This window comes from Arthrobacter sp. 210 2 (assembly GCF_059093025.1).
In genome coordinates, this window is record NZ_JBNHIE010000006.1 from 213,864 (window position 1) to 229,118 (window position 15,255).

Genomic DNA, 15,255 nt, shown 5'->3' on the forward strand with positions numbered 1-15,255 from the left:
CGGGGCCGGTGGATGATCCACCGGCCCCGCCGCTGTTACGATGGCAGCCAGATCCCGGCTGCCCCTTTTGAAAGGCCTCAATGACTGTTGTACCCCTGCCTCTCGAGCAGAACCATCGCGGCGACACCCTGGTCCACGGTTCCGACGGCGGCTCCGAAGTCCGGCGTTCGGTGCTGCCCGGCGGAGTGCGGGTGCTGACAGAGGCGATGCCCGGGCAGAGGTCGGCCACCATCGGTTTCTGGGTGGGCGTCGGTTCCCGCGACGAGGCCCCGGGCCAGCACGGCTCCACCCACTTCCTTGAACACCTGCTGTTCAAGGGCACCAAGCGCCGCACCGCCCTGGAAATCGCGTCAGCCTTCGACGAGGTGGGCGGCGAGTCCAACGCCGCCACTGCGAAGGAAAGCACCTGCTACTTCGCCCGGATCCTCGACACGGACCTGCCGATGGCCATCGATGTCATAGCGGACATGATTACCGGCGCGGTCCTGGACCCTGCCGAGATGGAGCAGGAACGGGACGTCATCCTCGAGGAAATCGCCATGGACAGCGACGACCCCACGGACGTCGCACATGAGCACTTCGTCTCGGCCGTCCTTGGCAGCCACCCCCTGGGCCGGCCCATCGGCGGAACCCCCGCCGCGATCAAGGCAGTTGCCCGCGACTCCGTCTGGGAGCACTACCGCCGCTACTACCGGCCGGATGAACTCGTGATCACCGCGGCCGGCGGGCTGGACCACGACGTCGTCTGCGACCTTGTGGTTGACGCCCTTGAATCGGCCGGCTGGTCCCTGGAAACGAACGCCTCACCCGTGAAGCGCCGCTCAACCGAACGCGCCCTCATCACCGGTACCGCCGGTCTCCACGTGGTCAAGCGTGCTGTGGAGCAGGCCAACATCATCATGGGCTGCCCCACCATCGTCGCGACCGACGACCGCCGCTACGTGATGAGCGTCCTGAACGCTGTCCTGGGCGGGGGAATGTCCTCCAGGCTGTTCCAGGAGATCCGCGAAAAGCGCGGCCTGGTCTACTCCACCTATTCGTTTGCGTCTTCCTACGCTGATGCCGGCTACTTCGGCATGTACGCCGGGTGCACGCCGTCCAAGGTGCGGCAGGTGCTGGACCTGCTCGGCGTTGAGCTGGACAAGCTCGCGGAGCACGGCATCTCCGACGACGAGCTCCGCAAGGCGGTCGGCCAGCTGTGCGGCGGCATCGTGCTCGCCTTGGAGGACACCGGTTCACGGATGTCCCGCCTGGGCCGCGCAGAACTCGTTTCCGGTGAGTACCAGGACATCGACGAAACGCTCCGTCTCATCAAGGCGGTGACTGCGGAGCAGGTCCAGGACCTGGCAGCCGAGCTCGCGGCGGCCCCGCGGACAGTTACTGTGGTTGGCCCGTTCGAGGAAACGGAAACCTTCGGTCTCTGACCCCTGCCACGGCGCTCCGGCCTGGGCATAGGATGGGCGCATCCGGCGTCGGCAGAGAGCTGGCGCCTTGCGGTGAGGGGTGAAGGGCGTGGATGGACCCCTGCCGGGTACGGACAGCATCGGCCCGGACGACCCCGGCAGCATCGACCCTGCCGGCACTAATGCCGCCGGCACCCATTCCGACGCCAGGGGTGCCAATGTCAGTCATGCCGATGTCAGGGCGGCCGCCGGCGCCCCTGCCGTTGGTGTCCATCCTGCCCTGCGCGATCTCCTCGGCCACTGGCGCGGGAGCACGCGCCTGGCTGCCGGCCCGTGGGGACCGGAACGTACCGTGGAAGCCGACGTTACCTACCTTCGGGTGGCCAGCGGGTTCGGCGTTGTGCAAACATATAGCCACCGTGAGCCGGACGGGACGCACTTCGAAGGCCACGGCATGTTCACGGTGGACCCTGACCATCCTGATGTTCTCTGGTACCACGCGGACACCACGGATCCGGTGCCGGCGGTTCCGGACCGCTGCACCTGGCGAGGGGGTGTCCTTCGTGTGGAGCGCCACGGCAGTGCCGGCTGGACCCGCCACTCAGTGCGCCTTGACGGTGACGTCCTGATACATGTGACGGAGCTCCGGTCGCGCGAGCCTTCCAGGACGCAACCCGGCGGCGGGAGCGCTGAAAATGCCGGCGCTGATGGCACAGGCTCGACTTACACGCTGTTCATGACCTCAACGTTCACGCGGGCCTGACGGCCGAAGTTCCCGAGGACACTTTCTGATGAGCGAGGCGCCGGGTTCACGCCAGTACGGATTCACGTCAGGACCGGAATACAGTTCCCCACGTCCCAGTTTTCCAGGGCCATGTCCTTTTGCGGGTCCGGTGGGAGGACGATGGGCATGGCGTAGAAGTCGTCCCACGCGGGGTCGTAGGGTGCGATGTCGTCGGCGTCGATGAGGTTGTTGTCTTCTGGTTCTTCACAGGGTGGTTCCAGCAGGTGCGGCACGTTATTCATTTCCTGAACCAGTATCTTGTCCGGCCAGATGGTTTGTTCCCGGTCGGGTTGTTCGCTGGTGTAGTGGCGGCCGGTGGGTGAGGTCCAGCCTGGTGGTTTGGTTCTTGTTGCTTCTGTGGGTGTCCAGCCGCTGTTGTGTTTGAGGCGGTGGTGCTTTGGGCAGAGTTGTGCCAGGTTGCTGATGCCGGTTGTTCCGCCGTCTTGCCACGCGGTGATGTGGTCGGTGTCGTTGTCCAGGGCGTTGTTGTTGCAGCCGGGGAAGGTGCATTTGCCGTCCCGGAGGGCCAGGGCTTGTCGCATTGCTTTGGTGATCCGGTAGCTGGTGCGGCCTATTTCGAGGGGTGCTCCGTCGCGTGGATCGACGAGGACACGGGTGAAGGAATCTGCGCCTTCCGTGAGGAGTTTGCGGGCCATGGACGCGGGGATGGGGCCGTAACCGTCGAGGCCGGCGGGTTCGTTGGTTTGGCCGAGCAGGGCGAACACGGGGACGGTGACGATGACGTCCGCCCGCGGGGTCGGAATCTTCCCGACTTCAGGGTCGCCGGGAAACGCGCTGGTTGCGGGATCGCTAAGGCTCGTGATTCCGTGGTCGCCGGCGCTGCCCGCCTTCATGGACGCCGCTGCCAGGGCGTCGCGGATGCCGAGGTGTGCTGCTGGTTCGTCGGACCCATCGAGCGTGGCAAGCCCGATGAACCCTTCGGGGAGTTGTTGGACAGCTGCACCGTTGTCATGGGAAGCCCGCCCGGGGGTGCGGATGCCGGTGTGGCAGGCGCCCGCGCTGTTGCTGTCCGGGATCCTGTCGTCCGCCCCGCTGGCCCCCGCCCCGCTGGCCCCCGCCCCGCTGACCCCCGCCCCGCTGGTCCCCGCGGTGCGGCCAGCCGCCGTGGCGGCGGTGCCGGTGCTGAGGAGGCGGCGGGTGAACTCGTCAGCTTTGATCTGAGTAAGGGTTCGGGTTTCGTTGGGGCCTTGCAGGCCGCGGGCGATGGCCGTGGTTCTGTTCCAGGCCGCCAACGCGGAGTCGGCCGGGAGGTAGGCCGAGATCCAGGCCATGCCGTCCCGGTCAGGGGTGAATTCGACCCGCCGGTCCGCAACACCCTTGGCATGCCGTTTCTCGATTGACTCCGGATGATGCCGTTCCCGCCAAGCCCGTACCTTTGACCTCAACCGTGAAGGCACCAGCTGCCCAGCCGGACAGCCCCGCGCAGGATTCGGCGCATCCGGGTCCAGGAAATGATCCGTCAAGGCCACAGCGCCGGCGTGGTCCAGGTTCTCGGTTTCGTCGGCGATGACCCGGGCGTGCTGCCATGAGAGGGACCCGGTGGACAGCGCCTCAAAGGCGGTAGGCAGCGAGCACACCCGACGGGACTGGGCCAGGAACGCGGCCGCTGCCCCGGAGCTGACGGTCAGGATCCCGGCGATTTCTTCCACTGCCGATATTTCCGCGTAGGTGCGGTCGTGGGTGGAGGCGCCGGGCGGCGTCATGGCCTGCTGCAGGCCGAGGCACTGGACGGCATCGCGGGCCTTGAGCGCGGCGACCTGCGCCTCGAGTCGCTTTTCCAGGCCCAGCCGCTCCAACCGGTTCCGGTAGAACCGGTCCAGCAGGTCAATGCCGTCGCCGCCATCAGCCCCCAGCGAAGCAGCCGCAAGGGCTTCCTCCTCAAGGAACAGCGCGTTGATGGCAGCCGTGGTGGCAAAAATACCCTCCATTGGTGCTGCCATGACCGCGCCGTTTCCCATAGAAGAATCATCGCGGGAGGCACTGACAATTTGTGGTGGAGCAGCTGCGACGGCAGGAAACAGCGCTGTCCCGTCAGCTCCGGAGCCCCTGCCGTTTCCCATACAGGAATCATCGCGGGAGGCACTGACATTCTGGCCGCCAGCACTCGTCGGGCGGATCCGCGGCATGACCAAGGGGCGGATATGCCACGAGCCGCTGGGAAATCGAGCCGCTACGGAAACCGCCCACTATAGAAATACGGCGCGGTGAGGGCTTTATCCGCCAGCGAACGGAGGCAGCACGTCAACCACATCATCGGGTCCCACAACGGTTGACTGGTCGCGCACCGCAACCTCGTTGAGCAGGAAGCTGCTGCGCGACAGGATGCGGGCCAGCGGGGGAGTGCCGGCAGGCGGTTCGGGGCGCTCCACGGACAGGACCGCTTCGAGCAGCTCCGCCACGGTAGCGCCTTCCGGCAGGTCGAACTTTTCTTCCTCAACACCCGCAGCAGCGCGCGCGGCAGCGAAGTAACGTACATTCATCACAATTCAGCCCCCGATGGCGCTCATGCTGCGGTCCGGCTGGACGAAGTCCGGAGCGTCAAGTCCCACGTGGTCCATGCCGTGGGCCTTTGGTTTGATCCACATGGCATCCTGCCACCGCCGTGCCAGGTCATCGTCGCCGGCACCTGACCGCAGAAGGCCCAGGAGGTCGAACTCCTCGCGTGAGAACAGACAGCTCATGATCTTGCCCTCGGCGGTAATCCGGGTGCGGCGGCAGTCGGAGCAGAACGGCTCCGTCACTGAGGCGATAATTCCTACGGTGCCCAGCACGGGACCGGTGGCATCAGCGGTGCCGGCCACCCGGCGTCGTACTTCAAAGCGTTCGGCAGGGGCGCCGTCACGGGCCCGGGGATCCGGGGTGAGGACGAAGTCGGCGGACAGCAGGCCGCGGATCTCCGCCGCCGTGATCATATTCCGCCGCGTCCAGCCGTGGTCGGCGTCCAGCGGCATCTGTTCGATGAAGCGCAGCTCGTACCCGCGCCCCAGCGCCCAGGCGAGCAGCGACGGCGCTTCGGCATCATTGATGCCCCGCATCAGCACGGCATTGAGCTTGACCGGGCCCAGCCCGGCGGCCCACGCGGCATCCACGCCGGCCAAGACCTGGTCCAGGAACGGCCGGCGGGTCAGTTTGGTGAAAGTTTCCTCGTGCAGGGAGTCCAGCGACACGTTGATGCGAGTCAACCCGGCAGCCTTCAGGGAGGCCGCCTTCTTGGCCAGGCCCACAGCGTTGGTTGTCATGGAGATGGGCAGGGCGGGATGGTTGCGACGCAGTTCCGTGATGATGCCCGCCAGGTCGTGCCGGACCAGCGGTTCGCCGCCGGTGAGCCGCAGTTCGCGGACGCCGAGGTGGTCCACACCGATCCGGACAATCCGGACGATCTCGTCGGCTGTCATGACGGCCTGCTTCGCGAGCCATTCCAGCCCCTCGGCGGGCATGCAGTACGTGCAGCGGAGGTTGCATTTGTCCGTGAGGGACAGCCGCATGTCGGTGGCCCGGCGCCCGTAGCGGTCCACAAGCCCGGCCCCGGCATCCGCCGGGCGGGCAGCCGGGACCGACCGGTCATCCTCCCGGGGCTGCGGCATTCCTAGCTGGACAGTCATGAATTCAGGCTACGCCACGATAGGCCGTAGATCACACCGATGACCACGGAGTGGGCTGCAGGCAGAATCCCCTGCGGGCCGGCGCTCCCCGCCAGCCGCGAACCTATGCTGGAGGTGTGAACAGCTCCCAGCCACAGCAGGAAACGCACGACGCCGGCACGGGCCTTGGGGAGCGCACCGGCAGTCTCCGGCACCAAGAGTTGACGCAACACTCCCGGCGCCGCTTTGCGGCTGCCGCCGGTGCTGTCGCGGTGGGTGCCGCTGTGGTGGCAGGGGAGCTCCTGGCGGGAGTGTTCAGCCCCTCATTCTCACCGATGACGGCGGTGGGCGGCGCCGTCATCGACGCTGTTCCGCCCGGCGTCAAGGATTGGGCCGTGGCGCTGTTCGGGACGGCGGACAAGGTTGCCCTCCTGGTGGGCATGGGGCTGGTCATCGCAGCCCTGGCCGCACTGGCCGGAGCTGCGGAAGACCGGCGTCGCTACGCCGGCGTGGTGATTGTTGGCGTGTTCGGGCTGGTGGGAGTGGCGGCGGTCCTGACGCGTGCCCACTTGACGCCCGTAGCCCTGGCCCTGCCGCTCGTTACCGCGATCGTTGGTGCACTTCTGCTGGGATACCTGATCCGCGGGCTGCAGGAATGGGCCGGCCAGGCGCGTGACAGCGCCGTTGCGCCCGGAACCGCACGTCGGCGCTTGCTGCAAAACCTGGCCGGAGGTGCGGCAGCCACGGTGATCGGCGGGATCCTGGCAGGTATGTGGCGCGGCGCCACTGCCGGTGTCAGCGAAGCGAGGGAACGTGTGAAGCTTCCGAGGGCCGCATCGCCGGCGCCGCCCATCCCTGCCGGAGCTGAAGCCGGGCTGGACGGGATGCAGCCACTGGTCACTCCCAACCGTGACTTCTACCGGATCGATACCGCCTTGTCCGTGCCGGCGGTCAATCCCGACACCTGGGTCCTGAAAGTTACCGGCATGGTGGACCGCGAGATCGAATTGGACCTTGCCGGGCTCCTGGCCAAACCTTTGATCGAACGGCATGTGACCATCGCCTGTGTGTCCAACACGGTGGGAGGGGACCTGATCGGCAACGCCCGCTGGCTGGGCTGGCCCGTGCGCGAACTGCTGGCCCTGGCAGGCCCGCAGCCGGGCGCCGACATGGTGCTTTCGCGCAGCACCGACGGCTGGACTGCCGGGACCCCGCTGGACGTGCTCACCGACAGCAGGGACGCCCTGCTGGCCGTGGGCATGAACGGCGAGCCCCTGCCGCTCGAACACGGATTCCCCGTCCGCCTGGTGGTGCCGGGGCTGTACGGGTACGTCTCCGCGACAAAGTGGGTCACCGAACTCAAAGTCACCAGGTTCGCCGACGATGCCGCCTACTGGACACCCCGGGGCTGGTCCGCGCGGGGGCCCATCAAGATGTCGTCCAGGATCGATGTGCCCCCGGGCAGGCGGCGGTCGGTGGCGCCAGGGACAGTCATGTTCGGTGGCGTTGCCTGGGCGCAACATACGGGCATCAAAAAAGTGGAGCTTCGCATCAACCGCGGGCCGTGGCGGGAGGCCGAGCTTGCCCCCGGTATTTCCGTGGATACCTGGTACCAATGGAAGCTCGGGGTGGACCTTACCCCCGGGCAGTACGAAGTCCAGGTCCGCGCCACCGACCTTCGCGGCACAGCCCAGGACGAGCAGGCAAGGCCGGTCGCGCCGGACGGAGCCACGGGGTTCCACACCGTTAGAGTGGACGTGAAATCCTGACGGCCGCAACCGAAGGCGTACCTATGACCAGCCCGCACCCGCACGGCCACCTCCATGAAGCAGTGCACCGGGACGCCGCCCACCGGGCCCGGTCCGTCGCCGACCACCTGGCAGCCGTCACAGAACTCCTCCGGCCCCTGGGAGCACAGGCACGCACGGAGGTCCTGCCCCTGTCCCAAGCCCTGGGCAGGGGCCTCGTGCACGGAGTCCTGGCGCCGGTGAGCCTCCCGCCCTTCGCCAATTCCCAGATGGACGGCTACGCCATCCGGTGCAGCGACGTGCCCGACGGCGGCGCAGAGTTGCGTGTCGCAGCCCCCGTTCCGGCCGGGGCCGGGGCAGTCGCGCTGGCACCGGGAATGGCAGCCCCCATCATGACAGGTGCCATGATCCCGGCGGGGGCTGACGCCGTCGTACCCATTGAGCGGGCCGTTCCGGACCGCTTCCTTGCCCCAGGGGAGGAAGCGGCGGTGCGGCTGCCGGCCACGGAACCGGGAACATTTGTCCGTGCGGCCGGAAGCGACATCGCTGCGGGGGAGCGGGCTCTGGCTGCCGGCACGTTCCTGGGCCCGGCCCAGCTGGGGCTGCTCGCCGCCCTCGGCATCCCGGAGGTGGCGGTGTACCAACGCGTCACGGTGCTGCTGGTGACGACCGGGGACGAGGTGGTGGAACCGGGCCTGGAGCTGTCCGCCGGCAAGATCTATGACGCGAACGGGACGCTCCTGGAAACGGCCATGAAGCAGGCTGGTCTGCGGGTCCTGCGCGCCGGGATTTCCACCGACAACCCCGAGGAACTGCAGAACCTGCTGCGGAGCCAGGGCGTGGACGCAGACCTGATTGTCACCACCGGCGGGGTGAGCAAGGGCGCCTACGAAGTGGTGCGGCAGGCGATGGCGGACCAGCCGGTCGACTTCCTCCACGTGGCCATGCAGCCCGGCGGCCCGCAGGGGATCGGGACCTTCGACGGCATCCCGTTCCTTGGCTTCCCGGGAAACCCCGTTAGCTGCCTGGTCTCCTTCGAAATGTTCCTCCGCCCGGCACTCTCAGCGCTGCTCGGCGCACCGGCACCACGGCTGCCTCTCCGCGCCGGGCTTCGGCACGCGCTCACGTCGCCGGAACACAAGCACCAGGTGCGGCGCGGCAGCCTCCAGGCGGACGGCACAGTGCAGCTCGAAGGCGGCGAAAGCTCGCACCTCATGCACGCCCTGGCCGGATCCAACGCACTCGTCCATGTACCCGAAGGAGTATCCGCGCTCGCCGCCGGTGATGAGGTGGAAGTATGGATGCTGTGAATTCAGAACAGACCCCCGCCGCGCTGACGCACCTGCGCCAGGACGGCAGTGCCCAGATGGTGGACGTCTCCGCCAAGGCAGAAACAACCCGCGAGGCCACGGCCACCGCCACGGTCCGGACCACGCCGGAGGTAATGGCCCTCCTCGGTTCCGGTGGCCTTCCCAAGGGAGACGCCTTGGCCGTCGCACGGGTGGCCGGCATCATGGCGGCCAAAAAGACCCCGGAACTGATCCCGCTGTGCCATCCGTTGCCACTGTCCAAAGTGACGGTGGACTTCGAGTTGGCAGCGGACTTCGTCGCCATCCTGGCAACCGTGAAAACCCGTGGCGTCACCGGCGTGGAAATGGAAGCACTCACCGCGGCGTCCGTGGCCGCCCTGAGTGTGTACGACATGATCAAGGCCGTGGACAAGCACGCGGTCCTTACCGAAATCAAGGTGCTGGCCAAGAGCGGCGGCAAGAGCGGAGACTGGGCACTGTGACCACCCCGAGCATCCCCACGACGTATGGTGCCCCCGAGCCGCACCGGCACGGTGACGTGCAGGGCCGGAAAGCCGGCGTGGTCATCGCGTCCACCCGGGCGGCCGCAGGGATTTACGACGACGAAACCGGCCCCGTGATCACCGACTGGCTGACCGAACACGGCTTTGACGTGTTCCCGGCCATGGTGGTCCCCGACGGCGAGCCCGTGGGGGCCGCCATCCGGGCGCTGCTGACCCAGCGTCCCGCCGTCGTGATCACCAGCGGCGGCACGGGCCTGAGCCCGGATGACCGCACCCCCGATGTCACCCTGCCCCTGCTTGACCGGGAGATTCCCGGGATCATGGAGGCCATCAGGCGCGCCGGTGCGGCCAAAACGCCGCTTGCCGCCTTGAGCCGCGGTTACGCGGGCGCCGCGGGAAGCACGTTCATCATCAATCTCCCCGGATCACCGAAAGGGGTCATGGACGGACTAAGCGTCCTGGACCCGGTGATCGGGCACCTCTGCGACCAGCTGGAAGGCGGACATGGGCACTGAATCAGCATTCGAGGTAGTTTCTGCAGTCCTGAGTGCGGAACCCATCTCCGTGGACCAGGCCATCGCCGCCGTGGAAAGCGACACCGCCGGCGCGGTGGTCAGCTTCAGCGGCGTGGTGCGCAACCACGACGGCGGGAAACCGGTTGACCGCCTCAGCTACAGCGCGCACCCCACGGCACACCAGGTGATGGCCGACGTCGTCGCGCGGCTCGTGGCGGAGCAGCAGGCATCCGGAACCGAAACTGACACCCCGCCGGTCCGCATCTGGGCCGCGCACCGCATTGGCATGCTGGAGATCGGCGATCCCGCCCTGGTGTGTGCCGTTTCCGCTGCCCACCGCGGCCAGGCCTTTGCCGTGTGCTCGGAACTGGTGGACCGGATCAAGGAACAGGTGCCCATCTGGAAAGAACAGTTCTTTTCAGACGGAACCGTGGAATGGGTGGGCGCGGGAAGCTGACGCTTCCTGCGAGGTAACGCACGCCTCCCGGTTCCTTGGCGTGCGCGGCACGCCGGTAGGCTTAACGCCATGACCGAACAACTTCCCGATCCCAAACTGGTGGCCGTCCTGGGCGCCAACGGACGTATGGGCGCCGAAGCCGTAAAAGCCGTTGAAGCCGCCCCCGACATGAAGCTGGTCGCAGCCTTGGGGAGGGGCGATTCGCTGGAGCAGGTGGCCGCTTCCGGTGCCCAATTCCTGGTTGACCTGACCGTTCCGGAAAGCACCGAGGCGAACGTCCGCTTCGCCGTCGAACATGGCATCCACGCCGTCGTGGGCACCACGGGCTGGGACGCCGGCCGCCTGTCCGCGCTGGAAGCACTGCTGGCGGAACACCCGGAAACCGGCGTGCTGATCGCGCCCAACTTTGCCCTGGGCTCGGTGCTGGCATCCGCGTTCGCCGCGAAAGCCTCAAAGTACTTCGAATCCGTGGAAATCATTGAGCTGCACCACCCGGACAAAGTGGACGCGCCGTCCGGCACGGCTGTCCGGACCGCGCAATTGATCGCTGCCGAGCGCAGCGCAGCCCAGGTCCCGCCCAGCCCGGACGCCACCACCAGCGAAGCACCCGGCGCCAGGGGCTGCGAGGTGGACGGCGTTCGGGTCCACAGCGTGCGGCTCCGCGGGCTCGTGGCACACCAGGAAGTACTCCTGGGCGGTCCCGGCGAGCAGCTGACCCTCCGCCACGATTCCTTCGACCGTGCTTCCTTTATGCCCGGCGTCCTCCTCGGCGTACGCAACGTGGCAAGCCACCCGGGCCTCACGGTGGGCCTGGACGGCTACCTGGACCTGGGGCTTTAGGCCGTGGGCAGGTTCCTCGCAGCCTTCCGGAAGAACCGCACCAAAATCTGGGTGGGGGCAGTGACGCTGCTGCTGGTCTTCTACCTGGTGGTGTCCTTCCAGCGCTCGGTCCTTCTCCTGACGGACAGTAACCTGGCCGCACAGGCCATCGGGGCTGCCTACCTGGTGCTGCCCGTCATTGGCGCCTGGGCCCTGATCCGCGAGCTGATGTTCGGTGCCCGCACCGAACAGATGGCAAAGGTCCTGGAGGCTGAAGGCGGGCTGCCCGTGGACGAACTGCCCCGCACCCCCGCCGGACGGATTGTCCGTGCAGCTGCCGATGCCGAGTTTGAAAAGTACCGCGCGGAGGCGGAGGCTGCCCCCGATGACTGGCGTTCCTGGTTCCGGCTGAGCTGCGCCTACGACGCTGCCGGCGACCGCAAACGGGCCAGGGCGTCCATGCGCGACGCCGTCCGGCTGTTCCAGGGCAAGGTTCCCGCGTAGTCAGGGCGGGGGTCCTGCCCTACCGGAGGGCTTTGGCCTGTCCCTTGCCCACCTGGCTGGCTGCATGCCCCAGCCATTCCAGCGGGCCGCGCCACTTCAGCAGGACGAACACCATGCCCACGATGATGGCGGTGGCCGCATGGGCGAAGTACATCCCGTCCTCGGTCCACCCTGCAGGCAGCGGCTTCAGGTAGAGACCTGAAACCACCCAGACGTGCGCGGTGTACAGGGTGAGCGTCATGGCCCCGGCTCCGCGCAGCGGCAGCAGCAGGTCCAGGTCCACCCACTCGGCCAGCCGGCCCAGAAGCAGGCACGCACCGATCACTGCCGCCGCCACCGCCGAGGTGTGCAGCAGGTCCAGCGTGGTTCCCGAATGCGGGGCCGCAGATGCCAGCCACCACCATGATCCTTCCTGCGGGATCCCGGTCAGGTTGACCTGCAGGACGCTGTCCAGGGGGTAACCCGGCGAATTCAGGATCGCTTCCAAGGCAGCCCTGCCGCCCCAGTTCTCCATGGCCATCACGCCCAGGGCCTTTGCCGCGACGGCCACTGCCGTTCCCGCCACCAGCAGCACCACCGGAACCAGCGCCTTGGTGAGCATGAGCCGGCCGATGACAAGCCCCACCAGCAGGTACGACAGCCACTGGAACACCGGGTAGTAACCGGTAAAGAACAGGTCGGCGAGCAGGCGGGAGGGAGTGGCCAGATCCTCCCAGGACGGGTTGTGCCCCAGCTTCAGGGGAGGCTCCGCGGCGAGCAGCCATGGCCGCAGGAGGTAGGCCAGCACCGGGGACGCCAGGATCCAGCCGGCGGCCCAGGCGCAGAGGCGTTTGATCTCCAGGCCCAGGAAGGGCAGGACGCAGAGGAACAGTACGGCGTAGTGGACCAGGATGATGGCCAGGTTCACTTCCACGCCGCCCAGGGTGAGCCCGACGGCGGCAATCACCAGGGCGCGCAAGGCCACGCCGCGCCGGGCTGCTGACAGTTCCGGACCGGCCAGGGGCTTGTGCTTTCCGGTGGACAGGGCCAACCCCACCCCCGCCAGCACCGCGAACAGGGCGGCCGCCCGACCGGAGAATGTCAGGCCGATCCATGTAGGCGTGAGATCGGCGTTCGACTCGAAGGTGGGCAGCAGGTGCGTGGCCATCATGCCCAACAGGGCAAGCCCGCGGGCAGCGTCAATACCTTGGAGCCGTGCCTGCACGGACGGTCCTGCCGTCTTCCGGGATGCTCTGGCGGGAGTGCGGGACGTCATGACCAGATAGTCTCACACCTGCCTATGAACCCTTCTGTCAAGAGCTGAAGAGCCTCGGCTGGAAGCCTCCTACGGCCGACGCGGAACTCTTGTGTTCGAATATATGTTCGAATAGGATGGGCGGCATGCACACCCCATCACACGGAACCCCCGGAGCCGGACGGGACAGTTCCGAGCCCGGCAGCACCGGACTCCTGAAGGCCATGAGCCCGGGCGTCGTGGACTTCCTCTTCCGGCAGCTGGTCGCCGGACGGCCTGCGGAAGACATCCAGTGGGAACAGGAAGGCATCAGCCTGTCCTCCCAGCCTGAGGGCGCCGAGCTTGCCCGCCGCCTCGCCGAAACGGACATCGACGCACTCACTCCGCTGGAGTTGTTCCACTACGTCAGGGCGGCCCAGCGGCTGGCCGACTGGGCTGAGGGCCTGAGGCAGGCCGCGGTGGGCCGGTACTGCCATGCGCCGGGGGAAGTGCCGAGGGAGAGAGGCGGCCCTGCCGCCTGATGAACTTCTAGGATGAAGTGGTGACCGAGACACTTCCTGTTGCCGTCGTCCAATATGAACCCGTCCGTTCTGAAAGCGGCGTCGAGCACGAGCACGTCCGGCACACATCTTCCCGACGCGGGTCGCTGCCCGGGGGAATCCAGGAAAATGTCGCGGAGCATGTGCGCCTCATCGAGGATGCCGATGCCCACGGTTCCCGGCTGGTCCTCTTCCCCGAACTGTCCCTGACCGGCTACCGCCTGGACCAGCTCGCGGCCCCGGACTCATGGCTGACAACCGATGACTCCCGCCTCAGCCCCGTCCGTGAAATCTGCCGCCGGACGGGAATCACCGCTGTGGTGGGCGCTCCCTTCCGGGAAGCCGACGGCACCAAGCGGCTGGCCTCGCTGGTACTGCACCCGGACGGCAGTACCGAAACGGCATTCAAGACCCACCTGCACGGCCAGGAGCGGGAGCTGTGCGTACCGGGAAACGGAGCCGGCCTCATCGAGGTGGACGGCTGGCGGATCGCCCTGGCACTGTGCTTTGATGCCGCGGTGCCAGGCCACGCTGCTGCCGCAGCCGAGGGCGGGGCGGACGTGTACTGCGTCTCCGCGCTGTACACCAGAAACGAGGAGCACCGGCTTGCCCTGCATCTCGGCGCCCGTGCCATGGACTACCGCATGTTTACGCTCCTCGCCAACCTGGGCGGCAGTACGACAGTGGGGGAGTCCTGCGGACTGAGCGGCGTGTGGAGTCCCGACGGACTGCCCCTGGCGAGTGCGTCAGGAACGCGGACCAAAGTGGTGACCTGCCTCCTGCAACGGGGCGTCGTGAGGAGATACCGGGCCATCCGGGGCGTTTCGACGCCCGGCAACCCCTAATTTGACGTTCATCACGCCCGTGGCATTGTCCTAACCAGCCGGGGACAGGGTAACGTTTTTTCCATGGCTGACTCTTCCGTGCACATCCCTGCCCTCGGTACCCTCCTGACCGCCATGGTCACGCCGTTCACCAAGGACGGCGCCGTGGACTATGAGCAGGCAGCGGCACTGGCCACCAAGCTGGTGGACGACGGCTGCGACGGCCTGGTGGTCACCGGAACCACCGGCGAAACCTCCACCCTCACGGACGAAGAGAACCTGGGCATGTTCCGGGCCGTCAAGGAAGCCGTGGGCGGACGGGCGGCCATCATCGCCGGCACCGGAACCAACGACACCGCACACTCCGTGCACCTGTCCCAGCAGGCCGCAGCCCTCGGCGTCGACGGCCTCCTGCTGGTCACCCCGTACTACAACAAGCCCAGCCAGGCAGGCGTCCGCGCCCACTTCGAAACGGTCGCCTCCGCCGTCGACGTGCCCGTCATGCTGTACGACATCCCGGGCCGCTCCTCCATCGCGATCGAACCCGACACGATGATCCGCCTGGCGCAGCACCCCAACATCGTGGCCGTCAAGGACGCCAAGGCCGACTTCGTCGCCGCCACCCGCGTCATGGCCGAAACGGACCTCCTCTTCTACTCCGGCGATGACGGACTGACCCTTCCCTGGATGGCGCTGGGCGCCGTGGGACTGGTGGGCGTCACAACGCACGTGGCCACGCGGCGCTTCCGCGAACTCATCGATGCCGTCAACGCCAACGACCTCGGAACCGCCCGGAAGATCAACTTCGAACTCCAGCCGGTAGTCCGCGCAACCATGACCCGCCTCCAGGGTGCCGTGGCGGCCAAGCAGATTCTTAAATGGCAGGGAGTCCTGCCCAACTCGATTGTCCGTTTGCCCCTCGTGGAGCCGGACGAAGCCGAGATCGAAATCATCCGCGGGGATTTGGCGGAAGCGGGGCTGGTCTACTCCTGACGGCGAAGACCGGCACCCTT

General features: G+C 67.3%; 16 protein-coding genes. 12 read left to right on the plus strand and 4 right to left on the minus strand.

Features of this window, described 5'->3' with window-relative positions:
• Positions 1 to 80: 80 nt before the first annotated feature.
• Both AC5RWA_RS13510 and AC5RWA_RS13515 read left to right on the plus strand, forming a co-directional pair.
• Positions 81 to 1,424, plus strand: a complete 1,344-nt coding sequence (locus AC5RWA_RS13510; protein ID WP_494057991.1) for a M16 family metallopeptidase — start codon at positions 81 to 83, stop codon at positions 1,422 to 1,424.
• An 88-nt stretch (positions 1,425 to 1,512) separates the two neighbouring features.
• The gene (locus tag AC5RWA_RS13515) at positions 1,513 to 2,166 is read left to right on the plus strand and encodes a DUF1579 domain-containing protein (RefSeq protein ID WP_494057992.1); all 654 of its coding nucleotides are present in this window, start codon (positions 1,513 to 1,515) and stop codon (positions 2,164 to 2,166) included.
• 62 nt (positions 2,167 to 2,228) lie between these two features.
• Here the strand turns inward: AC5RWA_RS13515 and AC5RWA_RS13520 are convergent, their stop codons facing one another.
• The 3 genes from AC5RWA_RS13520 to moaA all read right to left on the minus strand — a co-directional run bounded on the left by AC5RWA_RS13520 (position 2,229) and on the right by moaA (position 5,810).
• On the minus strand, positions 2,229 to 4,148 hold the full coding sequence (locus AC5RWA_RS13520) for an HNH endonuclease signature motif containing protein (protein WP_494057993.1): 1,920 nt from the start codon (positions 4,146 to 4,148) through the stop codon (positions 2,229 to 2,231).
• A gap of 273 nt (positions 4,149 to 4,421) precedes the next feature.
• Complete coding sequence (locus AC5RWA_RS13525; RefSeq protein WP_115525037.1) at positions 4,422 to 4,688, minus strand: MoaD/ThiS family protein; 267 nt, start codon at positions 4,686 to 4,688, stop codon at positions 4,422 to 4,424.
• A gap of 6 nt (positions 4,689 to 4,694) precedes the next feature.
• Positions 4,695 to 5,810: a GTP 3',8-cyclase MoaA gene (moaA, locus tag AC5RWA_RS13530; protein WP_494057994.1), complete on the minus strand. Its 1,116-nt coding sequence runs from the start codon at positions 5,808 to 5,810 to the stop codon at positions 4,695 to 4,697.
• A 314-nt stretch (positions 5,811 to 6,124) separates the two neighbouring features.
• Between moaA and AC5RWA_RS13535 the strand changes: the two genes are divergently transcribed.
• The 7 genes from AC5RWA_RS13535 (at position 6,125) to AC5RWA_RS13565 (ending at position 11,645) form a co-directional block, all read left to right on the plus strand.
• The gene (locus AC5RWA_RS13535) at positions 6,125 to 7,558 is read left to right on the plus strand and encodes a molybdopterin-dependent oxidoreductase (RefSeq protein WP_494058030.1); all 1,434 of its coding nucleotides are present in this window, start codon (positions 6,125 to 6,127) and stop codon (positions 7,556 to 7,558) included.
• 23 nt (positions 7,559 to 7,581) lie between these two features.
• Positions 7,582 to 8,847, plus strand: a complete 1,266-nt coding sequence (locus tag AC5RWA_RS13540) for a molybdopterin molybdotransferase MoeA (RefSeq protein ID WP_494057995.1) — start codon at positions 7,582 to 7,584, stop codon at positions 8,845 to 8,847.
• The gene (gene moaC / locus AC5RWA_RS13545; protein ID WP_079595491.1) at positions 8,835 to 9,329 is read left to right on the plus strand and encodes a cyclic pyranopterin monophosphate synthase MoaC; all 495 of its coding nucleotides are present in this window, start codon (positions 8,835 to 8,837) and stop codon (positions 9,327 to 9,329) included. The genes AC5RWA_RS13540 and moaC overlap by 13 nt, the downstream gene beginning before the upstream one ends.
• Positions 9,326 to 9,865 carry a MogA/MoaB family molybdenum cofactor biosynthesis protein gene (locus AC5RWA_RS13550; protein WP_395928984.1) on the plus strand — a complete coding sequence of 180 codons (540 nt, stop codon included), beginning with the start codon at positions 9,326 to 9,328 and terminating at the stop codon, positions 9,863 to 9,865. The genes moaC and AC5RWA_RS13550 overlap by 4 nt, the downstream gene beginning before the upstream one ends.
• Positions 9,855 to 10,322, plus strand: a complete 468-nt coding sequence (locus AC5RWA_RS13555; RefSeq protein WP_079595490.1) for a molybdenum cofactor biosynthesis protein MoaE — start codon at positions 9,855 to 9,857, stop codon at positions 10,320 to 10,322. Before AC5RWA_RS13550 ends, AC5RWA_RS13555 begins: the two co-directional genes overlap by 11 nt.
• A gap of 69 nt (positions 10,323 to 10,391) precedes the next feature.
• Positions 10,392 to 11,162 carry a 4-hydroxy-tetrahydrodipicolinate reductase gene (gene dapB, locus AC5RWA_RS13560; protein WP_494057996.1) on the plus strand — a complete coding sequence of 257 codons (771 nt, stop codon included), beginning with the start codon at positions 10,392 to 10,394 and terminating at the stop codon, positions 11,160 to 11,162.
• A gap of 3 nt (positions 11,163 to 11,165) precedes the next feature.
• Positions 11,166 to 11,645: a hypothetical protein gene (locus tag AC5RWA_RS13565; RefSeq protein ID WP_275729461.1), complete on the plus strand. Its 480-nt coding sequence runs from the start codon at positions 11,166 to 11,168 to the stop codon at positions 11,643 to 11,645.
• Positions 11,646 to 11,664: 19 nt separating this feature from the next.
• On the opposite strand, the gene AC5RWA_RS13570 is transcribed toward AC5RWA_RS13565, so the two are convergent.
• Positions 11,665 to 12,900 carry a heparan-alpha-glucosaminide N-acetyltransferase domain-containing protein gene (locus AC5RWA_RS13570; RefSeq protein WP_494057997.1) on the minus strand — a complete coding sequence of 412 codons (1,236 nt, stop codon included), beginning with the start codon at positions 12,898 to 12,900 and terminating at the stop codon, positions 11,665 to 11,667.
• Positions 12,901 to 13,025: 125 nt separating this feature from the next.
• Here AC5RWA_RS13570 and AC5RWA_RS13575 point away from each other — a divergent pair, with 125 nt between their 5' ends.
• From AC5RWA_RS13575 to dapA, 3 genes are all read left to right on the plus strand, one after another.
• A complete protein-coding gene (locus AC5RWA_RS13575) occupies positions 13,026 to 13,400 on the plus strand; it encodes a hypothetical protein (RefSeq protein WP_494057998.1) in 375 nt (124 codons plus the stop codon).
• Positions 13,401 to 13,420: 20 nt separating this feature from the next.
• Positions 13,421 to 14,263 carry a carbon-nitrogen hydrolase family protein gene (locus AC5RWA_RS13580; RefSeq protein ID WP_494057999.1) on the plus strand — a complete coding sequence of 281 codons (843 nt, stop codon included), beginning with the start codon at positions 13,421 to 13,423 and terminating at the stop codon, positions 14,261 to 14,263.
• Positions 14,264 to 14,326: 63 nt separating this feature from the next.
• A complete protein-coding gene (gene dapA, locus AC5RWA_RS13585; RefSeq protein WP_494058000.1) occupies positions 14,327 to 15,235 on the plus strand; it encodes a 4-hydroxy-tetrahydrodipicolinate synthase in 909 nt (302 codons plus the stop codon).
• Positions 15,236 to 15,255 lie beyond the last annotated feature (20 nt).